Origin of the sequence: Terrirubrum flagellatum (assembly GCF_022059845.1) — a bacterium.
Classification (GTDB): Bacteria; Pseudomonadota; Alphaproteobacteria; order Rhizobiales; family Beijerinckiaceae; genus Terrirubrum; species Terrirubrum flagellatum.
Window position 1 is genome coordinate 34574 of sequence record NZ_CP091851.1, and the last position, 21029, is coordinate 55602.

General features: G+C 64.9%; 19 protein-coding genes. 9 read left to right on the plus strand and 10 right to left on the minus strand.

Translation table 11 applies throughout. The annotated features are described in order from the left end of the window. Positions 1-103 precede the first annotated feature (103 nt). The 3 genes from L8F45_RS00185 (at position 104) to L8F45_RS00195 (ending at position 2979) form a co-directional block, all read left to right on the plus strand. Entirely contained in the window at positions 104-1048 is a 945-nt protein-coding gene (locus tag L8F45_RS00185) for an ABC transporter substrate-binding protein (protein WP_342363585.1), read from the plus strand. Between the two features lie 367 nt (positions 1049-1415). Then, positions 1416-2189: an ABC transporter permease gene (locus L8F45_RS00190; protein WP_342360878.1), complete on the plus strand. Its 774-nt coding sequence runs from the start codon at positions 1416-1418 to the stop codon at positions 2187-2189. Positions 2190-2199: 10 nt separating this feature from the next. After that, entirely contained in the window at positions 2200-2979 is a 780-nt protein-coding gene (locus tag L8F45_RS00195) for an ABC transporter ATP-binding protein (RefSeq protein ID WP_342360879.1), read from the plus strand. Positions 2980-2982: 3 nt separating this feature from the next. Here L8F45_RS00195 and L8F45_RS00200 read toward each other — a convergent pair whose 3' ends face one another. Genes L8F45_RS00200 through hutI form a run of 6 tightly spaced genes read right to left on the minus strand, consistent with a single transcriptional unit; the run spans position 2983 to position 8871 of the window. Next, entirely contained in the window at positions 2983-3351 is a 369-nt protein-coding gene (locus L8F45_RS00200) for a type II toxin-antitoxin system VapC family toxin (protein WP_342360880.1), read from the minus strand. A 32-nt stretch (positions 3352-3383) separates the two neighbouring features. Further along, positions 3384-3653 carry a type II toxin-antitoxin system Phd/YefM family antitoxin gene (locus tag L8F45_RS00205; RefSeq protein ID WP_342360881.1) on the minus strand — a complete coding sequence of 90 codons (270 nt, stop codon included), beginning with the start codon at positions 3651-3653 and terminating at the stop codon, positions 3384-3386. Positions 3654-3705: 52 nt separating this feature from the next. Continuing rightward, positions 3706-5379 carry a urocanate hydratase gene (hutU, locus tag L8F45_RS00210; RefSeq protein WP_425329971.1) on the minus strand — a complete coding sequence of 558 codons (1674 nt, stop codon included), beginning with the start codon at positions 5377-5379 and terminating at the stop codon, positions 3706-3708. After that, positions 5379-6179, minus strand: a complete 801-nt coding sequence (gene hutG / locus L8F45_RS00215; protein WP_342360882.1) for an N-formylglutamate deformylase — start codon at positions 6177-6179, stop codon at positions 5379-5381. Before hutG ends, hutU begins: the two co-directional genes overlap by 1 nt. Then, positions 6176-7708 (minus strand): histidine ammonia-lyase, encoded by a 1533-nt coding sequence (gene hutH, locus L8F45_RS00220; RefSeq protein ID WP_342360883.1) that lies wholly within the window; start codon positions 7706-7708, stop codon positions 6176-6178. The genes hutG and hutH overlap by 4 nt, the downstream gene beginning before the upstream one ends. Beyond that, positions 7705-8871: an imidazolonepropionase gene (gene hutI / locus L8F45_RS00225; RefSeq protein WP_342363587.1), complete on the minus strand. Its 1167-nt coding sequence runs from the start codon at positions 8869-8871 to the stop codon at positions 7705-7707. Before hutI ends, hutH begins: the two co-directional genes overlap by 4 nt. A 122-nt stretch (positions 8872-8993) precedes the next feature. On the opposite strand from hutI, the gene L8F45_RS00230 reads away from it, so the two are divergent. Then, positions 8994-10352, plus strand: coding sequence for a formimidoylglutamate deiminase (locus tag L8F45_RS00230; RefSeq protein WP_342360884.1), 1359 nt, complete (start codon positions 8994-8996; stop codon positions 10350-10352). Then, positions 10352-11128 carry a histidine utilization transcriptional repressor HutC gene (locus L8F45_RS00235; RefSeq protein WP_342360885.1) on the plus strand — a complete coding sequence of 259 codons (777 nt, stop codon included), beginning with the start codon at positions 10352-10354 and terminating at the stop codon, positions 11126-11128. The genes L8F45_RS00230 and L8F45_RS00235 overlap by 1 nt, the downstream gene beginning before the upstream one ends. A gap of 103 nt (positions 11129-11231) precedes the next feature. On the opposite strand, the gene L8F45_RS00240 is transcribed toward L8F45_RS00235, so the two are convergent. The 3 genes from L8F45_RS00240 to tlpA form a co-directional block, all read right to left on the minus strand. Next, positions 11232-11864, minus strand: coding sequence for a LysE family translocator (locus tag L8F45_RS00240; protein WP_342360886.1), 633 nt, complete (start codon positions 11862-11864; stop codon positions 11232-11234). A 130-nt stretch (positions 11865-11994) separates the two neighbouring features. Next, a complete protein-coding gene (locus L8F45_RS00245) occupies positions 11995-12696 on the minus strand; it encodes a ribonuclease activity regulator RraA (RefSeq protein WP_342360887.1) in 702 nt (233 codons plus the stop codon). A gap of 75 nt (positions 12697-12771) precedes the next feature. Then, positions 12772-13431, minus strand: coding sequence for a thiol:disulfide interchange protein TlpA (gene tlpA, locus L8F45_RS00250; RefSeq protein ID WP_342360888.1), 660 nt, complete (start codon positions 13429-13431; stop codon positions 12772-12774). Here tlpA and argH point away from each other — a divergent pair. The 3 genes from argH (at position 13430) to lysA (ending at position 16448) form a co-directional block, all read left to right on the plus strand. Continuing rightward, on the plus strand, positions 13430-14821 hold the full coding sequence (gene argH, locus L8F45_RS00255; RefSeq protein WP_342360889.1) for an argininosuccinate lyase: 1392 nt from the start codon (positions 13430-13432) through the stop codon (positions 14819-14821). The two genes, tlpA and argH, sit on opposite strands and share 2 nt — an antisense overlap. 71 nt (positions 14822-14892) lie before the next feature. After that, positions 14893-15150 carry an LptM family lipoprotein gene (locus L8F45_RS00260; RefSeq protein WP_342360890.1) on the plus strand — a complete coding sequence of 86 codons (258 nt, stop codon included), beginning with the start codon at positions 14893-14895 and terminating at the stop codon, positions 15148-15150. A gap of 29 nt (positions 15151-15179) precedes the next feature. After that, on the plus strand, positions 15180-16448 hold the full coding sequence (gene lysA, locus L8F45_RS00265; RefSeq protein WP_342360891.1) for a diaminopimelate decarboxylase: 1269 nt from the start codon (positions 15180-15182) through the stop codon (positions 16446-16448). A 10-nt stretch (positions 16449-16458) separates the two neighbouring features. Here the strand turns inward: lysA and L8F45_RS00270 are convergent, their stop codons facing one another. Next, positions 16459-18186: a saccharopine dehydrogenase family protein gene (locus L8F45_RS00270; protein ID WP_342360892.1), complete on the minus strand. Its 1728-nt coding sequence runs from the start codon at positions 18184-18186 to the stop codon at positions 16459-16461. Positions 18187-18335: 149 nt separating this feature from the next. Between L8F45_RS00270 and L8F45_RS00275 the strand changes: the two genes are divergently transcribed. Then, positions 18336-20999, plus strand: a complete 2664-nt coding sequence (locus L8F45_RS00275) for a TIGR02302 family protein (RefSeq protein ID WP_342360893.1) — start codon at positions 18336-18338, stop codon at positions 20997-20999. Positions 21000-21029 lie beyond the last annotated feature (30 nt).

The following is a 21029-nucleotide window of genomic DNA, read 5'->3' on the forward strand; positions in this document are numbered from 1 at the left end:
AATTAGTGTGAATCCATGGAACGCCGCTTGCAGGGGAGCGGCGAAAGCTGGCGCGACGCTATCGCGCGATTGCGCCGCAGAGGAGGCAGGCATGAACAAGTGGATGGCGGGCGCTGCGGCGCTGGCGTTCGGACTGTGGAGCGCGGGCGCTGACGCGCAGACCAAGGTGTCGATTGGCATTTCCGGCTGGACCGGTTTCGCGCCGCTGACGCTCGCGAAAGAAGCGGGCATCTTCGCCAAGAACGGCCTCGACGTGACGATCAAGAAGGTGCCGCAGGGCACGCGCCATCTCGCCATCGCGTCGGGCGACATCCAGTGCGCGGCGACGACTGTCGAGACCTGGATCGTCTGGAACGCCAATGGCGTCGCGACGAAGCAGCTCTTCCAGCTTGACAAGTCCTATGGCGCCGACGGCATGGCGGTGCGCGGCGCGATCGCGTCGATCAAGGATCTCAAAGGCAAGACGGTGGCGGCGTCAGCGCCCGGCACGTCGCCCTATTTCGCGCTCGCCTGGATGCTGAAAGAGAACGGCATGACGGTGAAGGACGTCACCGTCGTCAACATGGAGCCGGGGCCTGCTGCGCAGGCGCTTCTCGCCGGCCAGAACGATGCGGCCATGACCTACGAGCCTTATCTCTCGGCTGTGCGCGCCAAGCCCGAGGCCGGCAAGATCATCGCCACCACGCTCGATTATCCCATGGTGATGGACACGTTCGGCTGCACGCCGAAATTCATCAGCGAGAATGAAGCGGCGGTGAAGGCGATCACGAAGAGCTATTTCGAAGCGCTCGAAATGATCAAGAGCGACCAGAAGAAGGCCTACGAGATCATGGGCGCCGACGTGAAGCAGAGCGGCGAGGATTTCGGCAAATCGGCGGGCTATCTCCGTTGGTCGGACGCCGAGGGCAACAAGAAATTCTTCTCCGGCGAATGGCAGAGCTTCACCGCTAAGGCGGCGGATCTGCTGCTCGAAATGGGGCTGATCAAGGAGAAGCCTGACGCCGCGACTCTGGTCGACACGCGTTTTGCGACTGCGAGCGGGAGCTGAAACCAGTAGCGTGCGAGCGCAGGTTCACGCGCTCAATCTTTATCGTTGGCGTCCCTCTCCCACCGCAAGTCGGGCCCGCCCGACTTGCGCATTTCGAAACTGATCTCGGGCGAGCCCGAGATCAGCGGGAGAGGGTGGTCGGCGCAGCCGACCGGGAGAGGGGGCCAAAGCTCTTGATCTTGTCGTTATCTTTTTCTGATTGCGCTTCGCTGGGCGCTTTCCGAATCCCCCTCTCCCGGCTTGCTCGCGACGATGCTTCGCATCGCGCCGCGCAAGCCACCCTCCCCCGCAAGGGGGGAGGGAAGGCGCGTAGAAATCGTCGCGTTGCGTCGACGGTTTGCAGCGCTCAATCTGTTGTTTCGTTCTCATGAGACCCCTTCAACCCGTCTCCGCGCCGGCGAAATTCGGCTATGGCGTCGGCTTCTTCGCGTTGTTTGTTGCGATCTGGGCGATCGCGACGCTCGGCGGCTATGTGCCGAAGCTGTTTCTGGCGAGCCCGATCACCATGGTCGAGGAAGGCGCCAATCTTGTCGTCAAGCATGGATTTCTTTTTGATATCATCATCACGATCTGGCGCGTCGTCGGCGGCTTCGTGCTCGCGGCGCTGATCGCGCTGCCGCTCGGCATCATGATGGGCGCGTACAAGTCTATTGAAGCGTTCTTCGAGCCGTTCGTCTCCTTCGCGCGCTATCTTCCGGCTTCGGCCTTCATTCCGCTGCTGATCCTGTGGGCCGGCATCGGCGAGACGCAGAAGCTGCTGGTGATCTTCATCGGCTCCTTCTTCCAGCTCGTGCTGATGATCGCGGTGGCGGTCGGCGGCGTCCGGCGCGATCTCGTCGACGCCGCCTATACGCTTGGCGCCAGCGATCGTTCACTCGTGACGCGCGTGCTGCTGCCGAACGCAGCGCCCGAGATCGCGGAGATTCTTCGCATGGTGCTCGGCTGGGCCTGGACCTACGTCATCGTCGCCGAACTCATCGGCTCGTCATCAGGCATTGGCCATATGATCACCGACAGCCAGGCTTTGCTGAACACCGGCCAGATCATCTTCGGCATCATCGTGATCGGCGTCATCGGCCTGATCTCGGATTTCCTGTTCAAGGCGGCGAATGCGCGCCTTTTCCCCTGGGCGCGCATTTGAGAATCCGTTCGTGAGCAAGCTTTCCATCGAAGGCGTCGGCAAGCTGTTTCCGGCGCAGCGCGGCGCGCAGCCGACGCGCGCCCTGACGCCGACGTCGCTTGTTATCGCCGACAACGACTTCATCACCATCCTCGGCCCGTCAGGCTGCGGAAAGTCGACCCTGCTGCGCATCGTCGCCGGGCTTGAAACGCCGTCAGAAGGCCGCGTACTGCTCGATGGCGGCGCGGTGACAGGTCCCGGCGCCGATCGCGGCATGGTGTTCCAGAGCTACACTCTGTTTCCGTGGTTGACGATCGAGGACAATATTGCGTTCGGCCTGCGCGAGCGCGGCGTGTCGGAACCCGAACGTCGCGGCCTCGCGCGCCAATGGGCCGAGCGCGTCGGCCTCAAGGGATTCGAGCAGCATTATCCCCGGCAGTTGTCGGGCGGCATGCAGCAGCGCACCGCGATCGCGCGCGCCCTGGCGAACAGCCCGAAAATCCTTCTGCTTGATGAGCCTTTCGGCGCCCTCGACAACCAGACGCGCGCCCTGATGCAGGAAATGCTGCTTGGCATCTGGGAGCGCGAACGCAAGACGGTGCTGTTCGTCACGCACGACGTCGAGGAAGCGATCTTCATGGCCTCGCGCGTTGTGGTGATGAGCGCGCGGCCGGGGCGGATCAAGGCCGACATCGCGGTCGACCTGCCGCATCCCCGGCCCTACACGATCAAGACAAGCGCCGCTTTCGTCGCGTTGAAAGAGCGGCTCGTTGAGGAAATCCGCGCCGAGGTGATCGGCGCGGCGCATTGAGCGTCAGGCGCTCCAGGGATCATAGAGCTTGATCGAGAGATCGGCGAAGTCGCGAGTGTTGCGAGTCACGAGCGTCAGATCATGAACGATCGCAGTGGCGGCGATGAGGGAATCTGCGGTGTCACGCGTGCGTCCTGACGCGATTCTTCCCCATGCGACGGCTATTTCGGTGGTGATGGGAAGGACGCGCTCCCCAAACTCCATTTCGAGGTCGCGAAGCCAGACCGCTAGTCGCGCCGCCAATGGCTCGTCAGACTTTCGACGTTTCTCGATTCCTTTGGTGATCTCCCCAATTGAAATCACACTGCAGAACCGAGTCTGGCCGGAGGTCGATTTGAGCCAGGCGACAATCGGCGGCGCGCGCCGCCGCATATCCGAGAGCGCGTTCGTGTCGAGCAAAAAGCTCAAAGATCGATATCCCGACCATAATCCTTGGGTCGGTTGATGATTTCGTCGACGAAATCGTCCGGCCAAGGCTCGCCTGACAACAGGAACTCGTCAAACGACATCTTCGGCGTCACATTGGCCTTCTTGCGAAGTTCGTCGAGTTCGCTCTCGGCGATGACGACCACCGCTGGCGCGCCGCGCACTGTCACTCGCTGCGGCCCTTCGGTCTGGGCCCGCTTCACGACTTCGCTGAACTTCGCCTTCGCGTCTTGCAGCGCCCAAGCCATGACCTCCTCCTGACTAGTCTGACTAGTCAGATAGCGGGTCGAGCGGGGAATTTCAATCCCCGATCCCCAAACTCGGCAGCTTCAGGCCCTTCTCCTTCGCGCATTCGATCGCGATCTCGTAGCCCGCGTCGGCGTGGCGCATGACGCCTGTGCCAGGATCGTTCCAGAGCACGCGCTCGAGCCGCTTCGCCGCTTCGGGCGTTCCGTCCGCGACGATGACGACGCCGGCGTGCTGGGAATAGCCCATGCCGACGCCGCCGCCATGATGCAGCGACACCCAGGTCGCGCCGCCGGCGGTGTTGAGCAAAGCATTGAGCAGCGGCCAGTCCGACACGGCGTCAGTGCCGTCCTTCATCGCTTCGGTCTCGCGGTTGGGAGACGCGACCGAACCGGAATCGAGATGGTCGCGGCCGATCACGATCGGCGCCTTCACCTCGCCCTTCGCCACCATCTCGTTGAAGGCCAGGCCGAGACGATGGCGATCGCCGAGGCCGACCCAGCAAATGCGCGCCGGCAGCCCCTGGAACTTGATGCGCTCCTTCGCCATGTCGAGCCAGTGATGGAGATGCGCATCATTTGGCATCAACTCCTTCACGCGCTGATCGGTGCGATAGATGTCCTCGGGGTCGCCTGACAAAGCAGCCCAACGAAATGGGCCGACGCCGCGGCAGAAAAGCGGGCGGATATAGGCCGGCACGAAGCCGGGAAAATCGAACGCGTCGGCGACGCCCATATCCTTCGCCATCTGGCGGATGTTGTTGCCGTAGTCGAGCGTGGGCACGCCCATGCGATGGAAATCGAGCATGGCGCGCACATGCGTCGCCATCGACTGCTTGGCCGCCTGCGTCGTTCCCGCGGGATCGCGCTCGCGGCGCTCGGCCCATTCCTCCAGCGTCCAGCCCGCGGGGAGATAACCGTTGAGCGGATCATGCGCCGAGGTCTGGTCGGTGACGACGTCGGGGCGAATGCCGCGCTTCACGAGATCGGGAAACACTTCCGCCGCGTTGCCGAGAACGCCCACGGAGACGGGCTTTCCCTGCGCATGGCTGCGCTTGATGATTTCAAGTGCCTCATCGACGGATGACGCCTTCTCGTCGAGATATTTCGTGCGCAGGCGAAAATCGATGCTCGACGGCTTGCATTCGACGGCGAGCATGGAGGCTCCGGCCATCGTTGCCGCGAGCGGCTGCGCGCCGCCCATGCCGCCGAGGCCGCCGGTGAGGATCCATTTGCCTTTGAGATTTCCGCCGAAATGCTGGCGGCCGACTTCGGCGAAGGTCTCGTAAGTCCCCTGAACGATGCCCTGCGTGCCAATATAGATCCAGGAGCCGGCGGTCATCTGGCCGTACATCATCAGCCCGAGCTTATCGAGATGATGAAAATGCTCCCAGTTCGCCCAACCCGGAACAAGATTGGAATTCGCGATCAGCACACGCGGCGCATCGGCGTGCGTGCGGAAGACGCCGACCGGCTTGCCCGACTGCACCAGCAGCGTTTCGTCATTCTCAAGCTTCCGCAGCGCGTGGACGATGCGGTCGAAGCTTTCCCAGTCGCGCGCGGCGCGGCCGATGCCGCCATAAACCACGAGCTCTTCCGGCTTCTCCGCGACCTCGGGGTCGAGATTGTTCATGAGCATGCGTAGCGCCGCTTCGGTGAGCCAGCTCCTGGCGCTCTTCTCGGGCCCGCGCGGCGCGCGGATGACGCGAGTGTTGTCGAGACGGGTCATTATTTCTGTCCTTCGAGGGCGGCTGCGGCGCGCAGAATGGAATCAAGAATGTTGTCGAGCGCCTGCCGCAGCGGCCGCGCGACGGCGGCGTCGAAAGCGCAGGGCGCGGTTTCGCGCGCGAGATAGGCGCGCTGCGCGATCTCCATCTGGATCGCATGCACATGATCGTCAGGCCGGCCGTAATAACGCGTGATCCAGCCGCCCTTGAATCGGCCGTTGACGACATGGGAGAGGCCGCTGTTCGCGGCCGCATCCGACGCCGCATCATGGACGCTTTTCGCGCAGCTCAGGCCGCCATTCGTGCCGAGATTGAGAATGGGAAGCTCGCCTGGAAACAGGCGCGGAATGTGCGAGCGAATGGAGTGGCAGTCATAAAGCACGCAGTAGCCGTGCTTCGCCTTCACGCGCGCGATCTGCGCCGCCAGCGCGTCGTGATAGGGCTTGAAATAGAGCTGCTTGCGGCGCTCGATTTCGGCTTCGCCGGGCGGCATCTTCCAGATCGGGCGGCCGTCGAAATCCGTCGTCGGCACGAGTTCGGTCGTCGCCTGTCCGGGATAAAGTGAAGCGCCGGTGGGATCGCGATTAAGGTCGATGACATAGCGCGACTGCGTCGCCTCGACGATCGTCGGATGAAAGCGATGGGCGCAGACATAAAGCTCGCGCATGTGCCAGTCAGTGTCGGCGACCGCGAGGCCGACATCGTTGAGTTGGGCGTGAACGCTGCCTGGAATCTGCGTGCCCGGATGGGGCATGGAGAGGATGAGCGGGCTTGGCCCCTCGTCGATCGTCACGATGCTCATGACGCGCTCCAGCTTGCAAAAACGTCGAGCCCGGCCGCCTCACCGATTGCGCCCGACAGAACAAGTTGTGTCAACGCTTCGATGTCAGGCGCCATGTAGCGGTCGGCGTGGAGCGGCGCGACATGGTCGCGAACCAGATCATGCAAGCGCTCCAGCGGCTCGCTGCTTTTCAACGGGCGATGATGTTCGATCGCTTCGGCCGCGCCAAGCAATTCGATGGCGATGATGCTGGCGGCGTTGCGCGCCATGTCGAGCAGGCGATAGGCGCCATGCGTCGCCATCGACACATGATCCTCCTGATTTGCCGATGTCGGGATCGAGTCGACGGACGCCGGCGCCGCCTTCTGCTTGTTTTCCGAAGCGAGCGCGGCGGCCGTCACCTGCGCTATCATCAGGCCGGAATGGAGGCCGGCGTCGCGCGCGAGAAAGGCTGGCAGGCCGCTCATTACCGGGTCGACGAGCAGCGCGATGCGGCGCTCGGAAAGGTTGCCGATCTCGCACGCCGCCATCGCCAGCATGTCAGCTGCGAAGGCGACCGGCTCCGCATGGAAATTGCCGCCGGAGACGATCTCGTTGTCGCTGATGACAAGCGGATTGTCGGTGACGGCGTTCGCCTCGCGCGCCAATGTTGCGGCGGCGTTCGTCATCACATCGAGAACCGCGCCCATGACCTGCGGCTGGCAGCGCAGCGAGTAGGGGTCCTGCACCTTGGGATCGCCAAAGCGATGGCTCTCGCGGATGGCGCTGCCAACAATCAGACGCCGCAGCGTTTCCGCGACCTTCATCTGGCCCGGCTGCCCTCGCAGCTTCTGGATGCGCGCGTCGAACGGGGCGTCGGAGCCTTTGAGCGCGTCAACACAAAGCGCGCCGGTCGCCAGCGCTGCATCGAAGATGTGCGCGAGGTCGGTCAGGCCCGCGATGGCGATCGCGGTCGAGACCTGCGTGCCGTTGATCAGCGCGAGTCCTTCTTTCGGTCCAAGCGCCAGCGCCGACGCGCCGACGCGCTTCAGAGCCTCGTCGGCCGCGATGCGCTCGCCTTCGATCCTGATATGGCCGTAGCCCATCAGCGACGCGGTCATATGCGCGAGCGGCGCGAGATCGCCCGAGGCGCCGACGGAGCCTTTCGCGGGAATGGCTGGCAGCGCGTTTCTGTCGAGGGCTGCGAGCAGCGAACGCACCACCTCGCTTCGCACGCCTGACGCGCCGCGCGCGAGACTCGCAGCCTTCATGCCGAGAATGAGCCGCACGATGCGGTCAGGCAGATCAGGCCCCGTTCCCGCCGCGTGCGAGAGAATGAGATTGCGCTGCAGCGCCGCCAGATCCTTCGCCGCGATGCGCACGCTCGCGAGCTTTCCAAAGCCGGTGTTGACTCCATAGGTCGCTTCGCCCGACGCGACGATACGCGCAACGACGGCGGCGCTCGCATCGATCGCCGGCCATGCATCGTCCGAGAGCGCGACGGAGTCGCCGGCGAGAATGGCGCGCCACTGATCGAGCGTGGCGTCGCCGGGATGAAGCGTCTGTGTCACGTCGTCTGTCCGTTGCGGATGCGGGCGAAAAGCGGATTGGCGCCGATACGATAGCTGAGCTCGGCCGGGCGCTCGATGTCCCAGATGGCGAGGTCGCAGCTTTTGCCGGCTTCGAGCGTTCCGATGTCGTTCTGCAGGCCAAGCGCGCGCGCGGCGTGGCGCGTGACGCCGGCGAGCGCTTCTTCCGGGGTCATGCGGAACAGTGTGCAGGCCATGTTGAGCGCGAGCAAAATCGATGTCATCGGCGAGGAGCCGGGATTGCAATCGGTCGCAAGCGCGATCGGGACATTGCGCCGGCGCAGGATATCGACCGGCGGGAGCTGCTTCTCGCGAATGAAATAGAACGCGCCGGGCAACAGCACCGCGACGGTTCCCGCGCGCGCCATCGCTTCCGCGCCGCCGTCATCGAGATATTCGAGATGATCGGCGGACAGCGCGCCGAAAGATGCGGCGAGCGCCGCGCCGCCGAGATTTGAAAGCTGCTCGGCGTGAATCTTCACCGGAAGATTCTTCGCGCGCGCGGCTTCGAAAATCCGCTTCGTCTGCGCAATGGAGAAGGCGATGTTCTCGCAGAAGACATCGACGGCGTCGGCGAGCTTTTCCGCAGCGATTGCATCAAGCATGGGGCCGGCGACGAGATCGATATAGGCGTCGGCGCGGTCTTTATATTCCGGCGGCAGCGCATGGGCGCCAAGAAACGTCGTGGTGACGCGCACGTCGCGTTCAGCGCCGAGTCGGCGCGCGACGCGCAGCTGCTTCGCTTCAGTTTGAAGATCGAGCCCGTAACCGGATTTGATCTCGATCGTCGTGACGCCTTCCGCCATCAATTCGCGCAGGCGTCGATCGGCGGAGGCGAAAAGCGTGGCCTCGTTAGCCTCTCGCGTCGCGCGCACGGTGGAGACGATGCCGCCGCCGGCGCGCGCGACTTCCTCATAGGTTGCGCCGCCGAGTCTCAGCTCGAACTCATGCGCGCGGTCGCCGCCATAGACGAGATGGGTGTGGCAATCGATCAGGCCGGGCGTGATCCAGTGGCCTTCGCAGTCGATCATCTTTTGCGCGTCGAAGGAGGGGGCGTCGCGGCGCTGGCCCGCCCAGAGGATGCGGCCATTTTGCTCCGCGATCAGCCCGTCCTCAATCGCGCCGTAGGGCGCGCCGCCGGCCATGGTCGCCAGCCGGGCGTTGGTCCACACTGTCCCGCAGCTTGGCAATAGAGTCTCCTCGCTTCCCAAGCGAAACCCATATGCTATCTATTTGCATATGCAAATAGCCGGAGGCCGGATTCGGCATGGAAATTCTTCACCTCGCCCAGGCGCTCATGGCGGAGGGGATCGTCGAAAATGTCAGGGTCACGGTCGCCGACGGCGTGATCATGGCGGCGGAGCCGCGGGCCGAACGGCGGCCGGATGCGATGCCGGTTTCGGGCCTCACTGTGCCGGGCATGCCCAATCTGCACAGCCACGCCTTCCAGCGGGGAATGGCGGGCCTGTCGGAAAAGCGCGGTCAGCAGGAGGATTCCTTCTGGACCTGGCGCGAGGTGATGTACGGGTTCCTCGACAGACTGACGCCTGATGACGTGCGCGCTATCGCCGCGCAGGCCTATGTCGAGATGGTCGAGCATGGCTTCACGTCGGTCGCGGAGTTCCACTATCTCCACCACGACATCGATGGGCGCCCCTATGGCGATGTGGCGGCGATGGCGTCCGCGATCGCGGAGGCGGCGCGCGAGTCGAATATTGGTTTGACGCTGCTGCCGGTGTTCTATCGCTTCGGCAATTTCGGCGGCGCGCCGCCAACGCCGGGCCAACGGCGTTTCGTCAGCGATCGCGAACTGTTCGGAAAACTTCATGAGGCGTCAGGCAAGGCGATCGCGGGGCTTCCCGATGCGCGGCTCGGAATCGCGCCGCATTCGTTGCGCGCGGTTTCGATCTCCGATCTCGTGACTGTGAAGGAGATGGCGAAAGGCGGGCCGATCCACATCCATGTCGCGGAGCAGCAGAAGGAGGTCGATGACTGTATCGCCTGGGGCGGCAAGCGTCCGGTCGAGTTGCTGTTCGACTCCACTTACGTCGGCGAGCAATGGTGCCTGATCCATGCGACCCATCTCACGGAAGAAGAGCGCAATCAGCTGGGCGAAAGCAGCGCCGTCGCGGGCCTCTGTCCGGTGACGGAAGCCAATCTCGGCGACGGCGTGTTCGACGGCGTGAACTACCGCGACATCGGTGGACGCTTCGGCGTCGGCACGGATTCCAACATCGAGATCGGCGTCGGCGCGGAGTTGCGCATGCTGGAATATTCGCAGCGGCTGCGCGATCAGCGGCGCTCGCTGCTTGCGGAGCTTGGCGGCTCGGTCGGGCGCACGCTTTATGAATCCGCGCTCGCCGGCGGCGCGCAGGCCTGCGGCCGCAAGATCGGCAAGATCGCGCCGGGCTGCCGCGCCGATCTCGTGACGCTCGATTCCGATCATCCTGCGCTTGTAGGCCGGCGCGGCGACGCGCTCATCGACAGCGCGATCTTCGCCATCGCCAATCCGCCTGTTGCGGAAGTGCGCGTCGGCGGCGTGAAGGTTGTGGACAATGGCCGCCACTTCGCGCGCGAGACGGTTGCGCGGCGCTATGGCGAAACCATGCGCAGGCTGCTTTCGTGATGGACGAGGTCGTATCGCAAAGCCGGTCGGGCGAAATCAGGCTCGACGGTCAAGGTCCGGTCTATGACCAGATCAGGCGCGCGCTCGCCGATCTGATCGCCAGCGGGGCGTGGCCGCCGGGGACGCCCGTGCCGCCGGAGCGCCAACTGATGAGCCAACTCGACGCCTCGCGTATGACGGTGCATCGCGCCTTGTCCGCTCTCGCCGACGCCGGCCTCATTCAGCGCCGTCGTCGTTCGGGCAGCGTGGTGGCGTCGCCGACCGCGACCCATGCGGCGCTCGAGCTTCTCTCGATTCCCGAAGAGGTGAAGCGCAGCGGTCACGCCTATCGCTTCACGATTCTCTCGCGCCGTGCAGGTCTTGCTGGCGCAGAGCTTGCGGAGCGTTTCGGCGTCAGCGCGCGCGAACGCGTGCTGCACATTGTCACGCGGCATTTCTCTGATGATACGCCGCATGTGCTCGAAGACCGCATCATCCATCTCGCCGCGGCGCCGGAGGCGGAGCACGAAGCCTTCGCGGAGAAGCCGCCGGGCGACTGGCTGATCGAGAACAGCCTGTGGTCTGATGCGGAGCATATCATCGGCGCGGCGGAAGCGACGCGCGAAGAGGCGCAATGGCTGCGCATCCAGCCCGGAGCAGCGTGTCTCACGATCGAGCGCCGCACCTGGACGCGCGGCGCGGCGATCACGGCGGTGAAATTTCTTTATCCCGCCGGGCGGCAGCGGCTTGTGGGGCGGTTCACCCCGCCAGCGCTCGCCTTCAGCCGGCGCAGCTAGAGCAACGTACGGAAAAGTGGGAACCGGTTTTCCGCGAAAAGTTGCGACAAACAAAATGATAGCGGGGCATGGCGATTCAATTTGAGCAGACGCCGCTCCAGGACTATCGCTGTTCGGCGGCGAGTCTGACGCCGAGCAGGATCAGGATTGCGCCGGTTGCTCCTTCAAGCGCCCGCCAAATTCTCGATCTTTGCAGAACGCCGCCAACCGCCGTGACGATGAACACGTAAAGGGCGAGCCACGCAAAAGTCATTGCGGCGAAGAGAGCGCCGAGCAGAAGAATCGTCGCCAGCATTCCTTCGCCCTGCGGCGCGAATTGCGGCAGCACGCTCGCGAAGAACGCCGCCATCTTGGGATTGCCGAGATCGCTGAGCAAGCCGTGACGCAATGCGCGCCAGCGTTCGAGCTTGCGGCCGGCATGCGCGACTTTGGCCGCCGCTGCGACGCCATTATGAAACGCGTGAAAGATTGTCTGCGCGCCGAGCCAAATGAGATAGACGGCGCCGAGAAGCTTGATCGTGTTGAAGATGAGCTCCGAGGCGAGCAGGATCGCGACAAGTCCGAGACCCGTCGCCAGCGCCCAGATCGCCTGACCGACAGCGACGCCGCAAGCCGTCGCAACGCCTGCGCCTCGGCCGCCAATGATCGCATTGCGAACGGTGATTGCGGTGTCGGGACCCGGCGTGCAGATCACAAAAATAGATATCGCGAGAAACGCCCACAGCGAACCGGTCATTGATCAGCGCTCCGCGATTGCCCACGAATGACGCCGCAGCGCCTTGTCGGCAGCGAACAGACTGCGCGCGAAACCGTCAAGCGAAAGCAATGCGCGGTGAGCGACGCCCTATGTGCGAAACGACGGTCGATCAGCTCTTCTTCGTCGCTTCGTAACGCGCTTTCGTCTCGGCGTTCATGGGATAGAGGCCGGGCAGCGGCACGCCGCGATTGACCTCATTCATGATCCAGGCCTCCATGCGCTCCTGCTCGGGTGCGAGCTTGATCACGTCCTCAACCAGAGCCTGCGGGATCAGCACGGCGCCGTCGTCATCGACCACGACAACATCGTCGGGGAACACCGCGACGCCGCCGCAGGCGATGGGCTGCTGCCAGGCGACGAAGGTCAGGCCGGCGACGGACGGCGGCGCCGCGACGCCCTGGCACCAGACCGGAAGATGGGTGGAGAGCACGCCAGCGGCGTCGCGCAGCACGCCATCGGTGATGAGACCAGCGACGCCGCGCTTCTTCATGCGCGCGCAGAGAATGTCGCCGAAGATGCCGGCGTCGGTGACGCCCATCGCGTCGGCGACGCAGATGCAGCCTTCCGGCATCGCCTCGATGGCGGCGCGGGTCGAGGTCGGCGAAGACCAGCTTTCCGGCGTGGCGAGGTCTTCGCGCGCGGGCACGAAGCGCAGCGTGAAGGCGCGGCCAACGAGACGCGGCTGACCCGTTTTGATCGGCTTTGTGCCGCGCATCCAGACATTGCGCAGACCCTTCTTCAGAAGGATCGTGGTGAGCGTCGCGGTGGTGACCTGCGAGAGCGTGGCGACGATAGTGGGATCAAGCGACATGGCGGCTTCCAGAAGAACTTCGTCCCGTCGATAGCGGCTTGGCGCGACCCGATCCAGTGAGGCGAACGCCCGCAGCTACCCCGCCAGCGCCGCCCTGATCAGCGCGAAGGCGTCCGGGCTCGACCATTCGGCCGGGCCGGCGAGATTGCCGATCTCGCAGCCATTCCTGTCGATCAGGATCGTCGTCGGCATGCCGAACGCCTTGCCGGCGCCTTTCAGGTCCGAAAACACCTTCGCCGAAGCGTCGGCGTAGCGGACGAGACGCGTCACGCCGATCTCGTTCAGAAACTTGTGCGGCTTGTCCTCGCCGCGCTGGTCGATGTTGATCGACACGACCTGGAAGTCCTCGCCGCCGAACGACTCCTGCAGTCTGTCGAGCGCCGGCATCTCCTTGCGGCAGGGCGCGCACCATGTCGCCCAGAGATTGAGGAGCACCGTCTTGCCCTTGAAGTCTGACAGCTTCATCGCCTGACCATCCGGCCTGACGAAATCAAGATTGGGAAGAGCGCCGGGATTGTCGCGCACGACCAGCGCGGCGACCTCGCCCTTCGCCAGCGGCGCGACCTTCTGCGCGACGGTCTTGCTCGCTGCGCACGCCGTCTCGTTGCCGCCGGCAAAAGAGCCGTATAGGAGCCCTCCGGCCGCGCCCGCCGCAACGACAAGCGCAGCGAGCGCGATCAGCGATCGGCGGAAGCGACGGGGCGCTGGAGAGAGTGAAGAGGCAGGTTCGGTCATGAGCAACAGGATGTGGGGCGGCCGCTACGAGTCAGCGCCGGCCGCGATCATGGAGGAGATCAACGCCTCCATCGGGTTCGACCAGAAGCTCTGGCGCCAGGACATCCGAGGTTCGCTCGCCCATGTCGCCATGCTGGCCGCCACGGGGATCGTCACGAAGTCCGACGCCAAAGCCATCGCGCAGGGGTTACAGTCGGTCGCCAAGGAAATCGAGAGCGGGACGTTCACTTTTTCGCGGGCGCTCGAAGACATTCATATGAATGTGGAATCGCGTCTCGCGGACCTTATCGGGCCGCCGGCCGGACGGCTCCATACCGGCCGCTCGCGCAACGACCAGGTCGCACTCGATATGCGTCTCTGGGTCCGCGACACGGTCGATGAACTCGGCGTCCAGATCGCGGAATTGCAGACGGCGCTCGCGGAGAAGGCCGCCCAACACGCCGACGCGATCATGCCGGGCTTCACGCATCTGCAGTCGGCGCAGCCGACGACCTTCGGCCATCATCTCCTCGCCTATGTCGAGATGCTCGGCCGCGATGCAAGCCGCTTCGCCGATGCGCGCAAACGCATGAACGAATGCCCGCTCGGCGCCGCGGCGCTCTGCGGCACCTCGTTCCCGATCGATCGCCACATGACGGCGAAGGAGCTCGGTTTTGATCGTCCGACCGCGAATTCGCTCGACAGCGTCGGCGATCGCGACTTCGCGCTCGAAGCTCTGTCCGCCGCCTCGATCTGCGCCATGCATCTCTCGCGCTTCGCCGAGGAGATCGTGCTGTGGACGACGCCGCAATTCGGTTTCGTGAAACTTTCCGACAAGTTCACGACAGGCTCGTCGATCATGCCGCAGAAGCGCAATCCCGATGCGGCCGAACTCGTGCGCGGCAAGACCGGCCGCGTCGTTGGTGCGCTCAACGCGCTGCTGATCGTGATGAAGGGCCTGCCGCTGACCTACGGCAAGGACATGCAGGAGGACAAGGAAGGCGTGTTCGACGCGCTCTCCACATTGTCGCTCTGCCTTGCCGCGACGACGGGCATGGTGCGCGACATGGAGCCGCAACTCGAGACGATGAAGGCGGCCGCCGGCGTCGGCTACGCCACGGCGACCGATCTCGCGGACTGGTTGGTGCGCACGTTGAAGACGCCTTTCCGCGAGGCCCATCACATCACGGGCCGCATCGTCGGCCTCGCCTCGGCGCGTGGTGTCGGTCTTGAGGATCTGTCGCTTGCGGAGATGCAGGGCGTCGATCCCCGCATCACCAGGGATGTCTTCGCGGTGCTCGGCGTCGAGAAATCGGTCAAGAGCCGCCTGAGCTATGGCGGCACCGCGCCCGCGAACGTGAAGAAGCAGGCGCAGCGCTGGCTGAAGGCGTTGGCGAAACCGAAGAAGTAACGTGATGGCGGTAGGGTTGCCGCGCCCTGCATCCACAATGCTATAGTGCTATGGCTGTTTGGAGACGTTTCGTGCCCTTGCCCCTCTCGCGTCAGGTGAAGTTTGCGCTCGTCGCCCTGTCGCTGGCCGTTATCGTCGCGGGCTGTGGGCGACGGGGACCGCTCGAAGCGCCGATCGGCGGTCGCGACATCCCCGGCGAGGACAATGCCCAGCGGGAGACGCCGACGACGGCCGGCGCGATCGGAAATCCGATCGGCCAGCCCTCGCAGGGACGACGAGAGCCGATCAAACCGCCGCCCGGCCCCTTCGTCCTTGATTTCCTGCTCTGATCGGGCGTCGCCCGTTACCTGACTTCGACATGCATCATTTTCTGGTTCGCAATGGCGTCATGCACGCCGAGGATGTCGATCTGCGCGAGATCGCGCGCGAGGTCGGCACGCCTTTCTACTGCTACTCCACGGCGACGCTGACGCGACATTATCGCGTCTTCGCCGAAGCCTTCGCCGAGACGCCGACTCTTGTCTGCTACGCCATGAAGGCAAACTCCAATCAGGGCGTGCTGAGGACTCTGGCGAAGCTCGGCGCCGGCATGGACATCGTCTCGCGCGGCGAACTCAGGCGCGCGCTCGCCGCAGGCGTGCCCGGCGAACGCATCGTCTTCTCCGGCGTCGGCAAGACGCGCGAAGAAATGGCGGAAGGCCTCGACGCCGGCATCCTCTGCTTCAACGTCGAATCCGAGCCGGAGTTGCAGGCGCTCTCCGAGGTCGCGACGTCGAAGTCGGCGACCGCGCGGGTGTCGGTGCGCGTCAATCCTGACGTCGACGCGAAGACGCACGCCAAGATTTCGACCGGCAAGTTCGACAACAAGTTCGGCGTTCCGATTTCTCGCGCGCGCGATGTCTATGCGCTGGCGCGGAAGCTGCCGGGCATCGAGATATCAGGCGTCGACATGCATATCGGCTCGCAGATCACCGATCTCGAGCCGTTCGACAATGCGACGGCGCTGCTAGCCGAACTCGCACGCGACCTCATGGCCGACGGCCACAAGCTGCACCACATGGATCTTGGTGGCGGGCTCGGCATTCCCTATCGCGGCGACAATGAGCCGCCGCCCGATCCCAACGCCTATGCCCAGACGATTCTCAAGCACACGCGGGGGCTCGGGCTGAAGCTGATCTTCGAGCAGGGCCGCATGCTTGCAGGCAATGCTGGGATTCTCGTCTTCTCCGTGATCTATGTGAAGCAGGGTGAGGGCAAGACCTTCGTCATCGTTGACGCAGCGATGAACGACCTGATCCGGCCGACGCTTTACGAGGCCTATCACGAGATCAAGCCGGTGGCTTCGCCGGCGGTCGATGCTAAGTGGATCGAGGCCGATGTTGTTGGCCCCGTGTGCGAAAGCGGCGATTTCCTCGCGCAAGGGCGCCGCATGCCCGAAGTGAAGAGCGGCGATCTGCTTGCGGCGATGACGGCGGGCGCCTATGGCGCCGTGCAGTCCGGCACCTACAACACGCGTCTGCTTGTTCCAGAAGTGCTCGTCGATGGCGCGAACTGGGCCATCGTGCGTCCGCGGACGAGCTATGAGGAACTGATCGGGCTCGATCGTATTCCGGACTGGCTGGCCTGAGGCGATTTTTTTACGCGCCGGTTGGCCGCTCGGGCTCCAACCATCCGCGATAGGCGACGATCAATCCGATCAGCGGCAGTCTGATCTCGACATTGAAGCGGAATTTTCCGTCGCGCTCCTCTTCATAGGCGTCGCCGCGCGGCGTGAGCGATCGCGGCAAGGGAATGCCGAGAAATGACCATTTTTTCGGGACAAGTCGTAAGCGGCCTTCGTCGACGATAAGCGCGAGTCCAAAGATGAAAGGGCCGAAGCGCTCGCGCAAGAGACCTTCATGGCGACCGACGCCGATCGACTGCCGACTTTGAAAGCTCTTGTCCGCGAAAGTCCGCGTCCAGACCTCGACGGCGGAGCCGCGCGCAAAACGCACGGTGACGGGAATATCATCGCCGGCTTCGGGAAAGCCGAAGAGACTCGCAATCACGCGCGCCATGAATGAGGAGCCGCGCTCGATCTCGGCGAGGCCATGCGCGACGTCGGCGCCGAATTCATGCATCGCGCGAATCGTCGCGGGGAGCGCGTCCCACGCATTCGCCAGCATGCGGCGATAGAGCGGTGCGCGCGGATCGACTTCATCACGGAATGCATGGCGAATGGCGCGGCGCGCAAACAGCGTGTCATAATCCGACAATTCGAGTTCGTTCACCGCGGCGCGGGCGCCTGATGCGGGCCGTCGCCCTGCAAGTTCGGCGCGCACGATGCCCTCGACCGCCATCGAAGGAATGAAGGGGCCGTCATCGCCTTCCGCCAGAAAATGCCAGGACCGGCGTGTGAGCTTGCCCTCAGCGCTGACGCCTTCGACCTCGACGAACATACCGCCGCGATGCTCGCCCCAGCGCAACAGATTGATCGCGGCGTGAAAGAGCGGCGCGAGCGGTTCGAGCGTCGGGATAACACGCCATCGCACGAGATGGGCGAGCATCGACAGGGCGCGATGCAGGATCGCCGGCGTCGGGCCTGCGCCGATCCAGACATCGCGCGCGTCAGGCCACAGTTTCGGCAGAAGGCGAAGGTCGGGCACGTCGACGAGCGAGAAGCGGATATTGTCGAGCGGCGGCATGCCGGGCGGCCGCACGGTGTAGCGCCGCGAATCGATCAGGCCGGGCGCTTCAGTTTCGACGCCGCGGCGTCGGAGGCGGATCGGCTGGCCGGCGTAGCTCGCGATGGCGCGGATGACGTTCAAGCCCACGCCGGCGTGAGGCGAGGGCGCGATCCCGGCGCTGATCGAATCGATCCGGGTCATGGATGCAGCCAGCGCCCTGACGACGGCGGCCGTGAGCACGGGAAAGCTGCTGACGCCCGATAGCGCATAGACGCCGGCCGCCTTCGCCTCTGCGTCCTGTGAGGCCACGCCGGCGACGAAATCGGCGCCGTCGGCGAGGTCGAGATAGTCGATCTTCAATGAGATGCAGGCGCGCACGAGCGCATAGGGATCGGCGCCATAGTTCTGGAAGGGGCCAGAGGCGTCGACGACGAGGTCAGGTTCAAGTTCGCCAAGCTGGCGGCTCACATCGCCCGACCGATCGAAAACAGCGGCGCGCCTTTCGGCGCCCGCCGGCAAGCTGGCGCTGAAGGCCTGCGCCTTTTCCAGAGAGCGGCCCGCTATCAGCAGAGTCAGACGGGATTCGTCGGCGAGCAGCCGCGCCAGCCGGCCGCCGAAGGTTCCATAGCCGCCGAGAATCAGAATGCGGCGTCTGGCTCCGCCGCCAGCCGCCGACGTTTCATGATCCTGATCCGCCATCGGCCCGCGATCCCTGCGTTTCGGCGACCCTCTTTACAGTTTCGCCGTGGAAATCTCGATGTTGTGAGCGCCGCAATGGCACAAATCTCGCCTTTAGCTCGCCGTCTTTCGTGTTACCCTTCGGATCGGGCGGGATCGAAAGGATCGTAATGACCGACAGGCCGGCGGACGGCGTCTCGCGGACCACGTCCCAATGGGCGCAGAAGCGCCTCGCCAGGCTCTCGGCGCGCGCCGGGCAGGCGATGCTCTGGGAGCGCGTCTGGCGCGCCTCGACCCTGTTCCTGGTCGTCCTGGGCGCCTTCCTGGTGTTCTCCTGGGCCGGTCTCTGGACGGAGCTGACGCCGATCAGCCGCATGATCGGCCTCGCTGTTTTCGTGGCGCTGCTGCTCGGCTCGCTCTGGCCGCTCCTGCGCATCTCGCTCCCGGGCGCGACGGAAACGCTGGCGCGCGTCGACGCCGATTCGCGCCTGCCGCACCGGCCTGCCGCCGCGCTCTCTGACAAATTGGCGCTCGGCCCGCAGGACGCGGACACGCGACTTCTCTGGGAGTTGCATCAGAAGCGCATCGCGGCCTCGCTGCGTCAGGCGAAGCCTGCCGTCCCGCGGCCGCGCCTTGCGGAGCGCGATCCCTGGGGCCTGCGCATCGCCATGCTGCTCATAGCCTGCGCGGCCGGAATTTACGCCGGCCCGGAATGGCGCGCGAGGCTCATGCAACCTTTCGACTGGTCGAACCCGCCTGTCGCCGCGCCGGGATCGCGCATCGACGGCTGGATTGATCCGCCAGCCTACACCCGCGTCGCGCCGACCATTCTGACCATCGCCGCAGGCGAGGGCGCGCGCACGGTCAAGGCGCCTGTCAACAGCACGCTGGTGATCCGCGCCGCCGGCGCGTCCGATCTCGCGATCACGACCTCGGGCGGCCTCGCCGCGCTCGAAAGCGACAAGAAGCCGTCTGACGGCTCTGTCGAGAAGCGCTGGACCATCGGCCAGCCCGGAACCGTCGAAGTGAAGCGCGGGCTGCAGACGCTGGCGCGGCTGTCGCTCGACCCCATCCCGGATCAGCCGCCGGCGATCAGCATGACGCAGCCGCCGCAGAACAATACGCGCGGCACGCTCACCCTCAATTACAAGGTCGAGGACGATTACGGCGTCGCGTCCGGCGAGGCGATGTTCGAACGCGCCCAGCCGCCATCGCCGAACCAGCGCCCGCCGCGGCCGCTCGTGGCGCCGCCGCGCATGCAATTGTCCTTGCCGTCGGAGCCGCGCGGCGTCGGCGAAGGCCAGTCGATCCTCGATTTTTCCAATCATCCCTGGGGCGGCGCGCGCGTGAAGATGACGCTCAGCGTCACCGACGAGGCGGGTCAGCAGGGCATGAGCGAACCGGTCGAGGTGACGCTGCCGCAGCGGCCCTTCAGTAAGCCGCTCGCCAAGGCTCTTGTGGAATTGCGGCGCACGCTCGTGCTCGACGCGAACACGAAGACGCGTGTGCTTTCGGCGCTTGATGCGCTGATGCTCAATCCTGAAAGATTCACGCCTGAGACGTCGATCTATCTCGGCCTCAAGACGGCGTTCACGCGTCTGCGCTTCGCGCGCAAGGACGCCGAGTTGATGGATGTCGCTGATTATCTCTGGGACATGGCCGTCCAGATGGAGGACGGCGATCTCTCGCAGTCCGAAAAGGATTTACGCGCGGCGCAGGAAGCGCTCAGGCAAGCGCTGGAGCGCGGCGCGTCCGACGAAGAGATCAAGCGTTTGACGCAAGATCTGCGTGCGGCGCTCGACAAATATATGCGCGAGCTTGCGGAGCAGATGCGTCGCGACGGGCAGCAGCAGAATGCGGAGAATCAACGCGCAGATCCGAACATGCGCACGATCCGGCCGGAAGATCTCAAGCGCATGATCGACCGCATGGAGCAGATGGCGCGGCAGGGCGCGCGCGATGAAGCGCGCAAGATGCTCGATGATCTCCAGCAGATGCTCGACAATCTGCAGACGGCGCGTCCCAACCAGCGTCGGCAGGACCCACTCGCGCAGGAGATGAATCGCGCGCTCGACGAGCTCGACAAGATGGTGCGCGAGCAGCAAGGCCTGCGCGACGACACGTTCCGCGAGGGTCAGAACCGGCGCGGCCAGCAGCGCGCCGATCGCAATCGCCAGCAGAACCAGCGCGGCCAACAGCAGGGCCAGCGCGGTCAACGCGGCCAGCAGGGACAACAAGGACAACAGGGTCAGCAAGGCGATCAGGGCGACCAACAGGAAAACGCCGAGAATGGCGACGGCCAGCAGCAAGGCGGGCAGAGCCTCGCCGAGCGCCAACAGCGGCTGCGCGAACGGCTTGAGGAATTGCGTCGCCGCATGCGCGGGCTCGGTATGAACGGCCAGCAGATGCAGGAGGCCGAAGAGGCGATGCGCGACGCCGAGGGCCAGCTTGGTCAGGGCCAGGAGGGGCAGGCCGCCGATGCTCAGGGCCGCGCGCTCGACGCCTTGAGGCGCGGCGCACAGCAGTTCGCCCAGCAGATGATGGACGGGCTCGGCGATCCCAATGGCGATCAGGCCGACGCCGCAGACAATGACAGCCCGGGCAACGCGCCGCAGAACCGGCGCGCCGGCGGCGAAAACAATGACGATCCGCTGGGACGGCCGACTCGCAACCGGGACGCGACAGACAACAGCCGCGTGAAGGTTCCGCGTCCGGGCGAAAGCGCCAGCGAGCGGGCCCAGCGGGTGCTCGAGGAGCTGCGCCGGCGGCTTGGCGACACGTCGCGCTCGACCGATGAGCTCGACTATCTCAGGCGGCTGCTCTCGCCCTATTGATCCCGGGCTTCGCCGCCTATCTATAGCTTG

What these genes read in the sequence shown, in the direction of transcription:
- L8F45_RS00185 (WP_342363585.1), top strand. Translation starts at nt 104, where the DNA reads ATGGCGGGCGCTGCGGCGCTGGCGTTCGGACTGTGGAGCGCGGGCGCT.
- hutU (WP_425329971.1), bottom strand. Translation starts at nt 5,379, where the DNA reads ATGACCCGTCTCGACAACACTCGCGTCATCCGCGCGCCGCGCGGGCCC.
- L8F45_RS00235 (WP_342360885.1), top strand. Translation starts at nt 10,352, where the DNA reads ATGGACGAGGTCGTATCGCAAAGCCGGTCGGGCGAAATCAGGCTCGAC.
- L8F45_RS00240 (WP_342360886.1), bottom strand. Translation starts at nt 11,864, where the DNA reads ATGACCGGTTCGCTGTGGGCGTTTCTCGCGATATCTATTTTTGTGATC.
- argH (WP_342360889.1), top strand. Translation starts at nt 13,430, where the DNA reads ATGAGCAACAGGATGTGGGGCGGCCGCTACGAGTCAGCGCCGGCCGCG.
- lysA (WP_342360891.1), top strand. Translation starts at nt 15,180, where the DNA reads ATGCATCATTTTCTGGTTCGCAATGGCGTCATGCACGCCGAGGATGTC.
- hutG (WP_342360882.1), bottom strand. Translation starts at nt 6,179, where the DNA reads ATGAGCATCGTGACGATCGACGAGGGGCCAAGCCCGCTCATCCTCTCC.
- L8F45_RS00275 (WP_342360893.1), top strand. Translation starts at nt 18,336, where the DNA reads ATGACCGACAGGCCGGCGGACGGCGTCTCGCGGACCACGTCCCAATGG.
- L8F45_RS00205 (WP_342360881.1), bottom strand. Translation starts at nt 3,653, where the DNA reads ATGGCTTGGGCGCTGCAAGACGCGAAGGCGAAGTTCAGCGAAGTCGTG.
- hutI (WP_342363587.1), bottom strand. Translation starts at nt 8,871, where the DNA reads ATGGCCGGCGGCGCGCCCTACGGCGCGATTGAGGACGGGCTGATCGCG.
- L8F45_RS00190 (WP_342360878.1), top strand. Translation starts at nt 1,416, where the DNA reads ATGAGACCCCTTCAACCCGTCTCCGCGCCGGCGAAATTCGGCTATGGC.
- L8F45_RS00245 (WP_342360887.1), bottom strand. Translation starts at nt 12,696, where the DNA reads ATGTCGCTTGATCCCACTATCGTCGCCACGCTCTCGCAGGTCACCACC.
- tlpA (WP_342360888.1), bottom strand. Translation starts at nt 13,431, where the DNA reads ATGACCGAACCTGCCTCTTCACTCTCTCCAGCGCCCCGTCGCTTCCGC.
- L8F45_RS00200 (WP_342360880.1), bottom strand. Translation starts at nt 3,351, where the DNA reads ATGCGGCGGCGCGCGCCGCCGATTGTCGCCTGGCTCAAATCGACCTCC.
- L8F45_RS00230 (WP_342360884.1), top strand. Translation starts at nt 8,994, where the DNA reads ATGGAAATTCTTCACCTCGCCCAGGCGCTCATGGCGGAGGGGATCGTC.
- L8F45_RS00270 (WP_342360892.1), bottom strand. Translation starts at nt 18,186, where the DNA reads ATGGCGGATCAGGATCATGAAACGTCGGCGGCTGGCGGCGGAGCCAGA.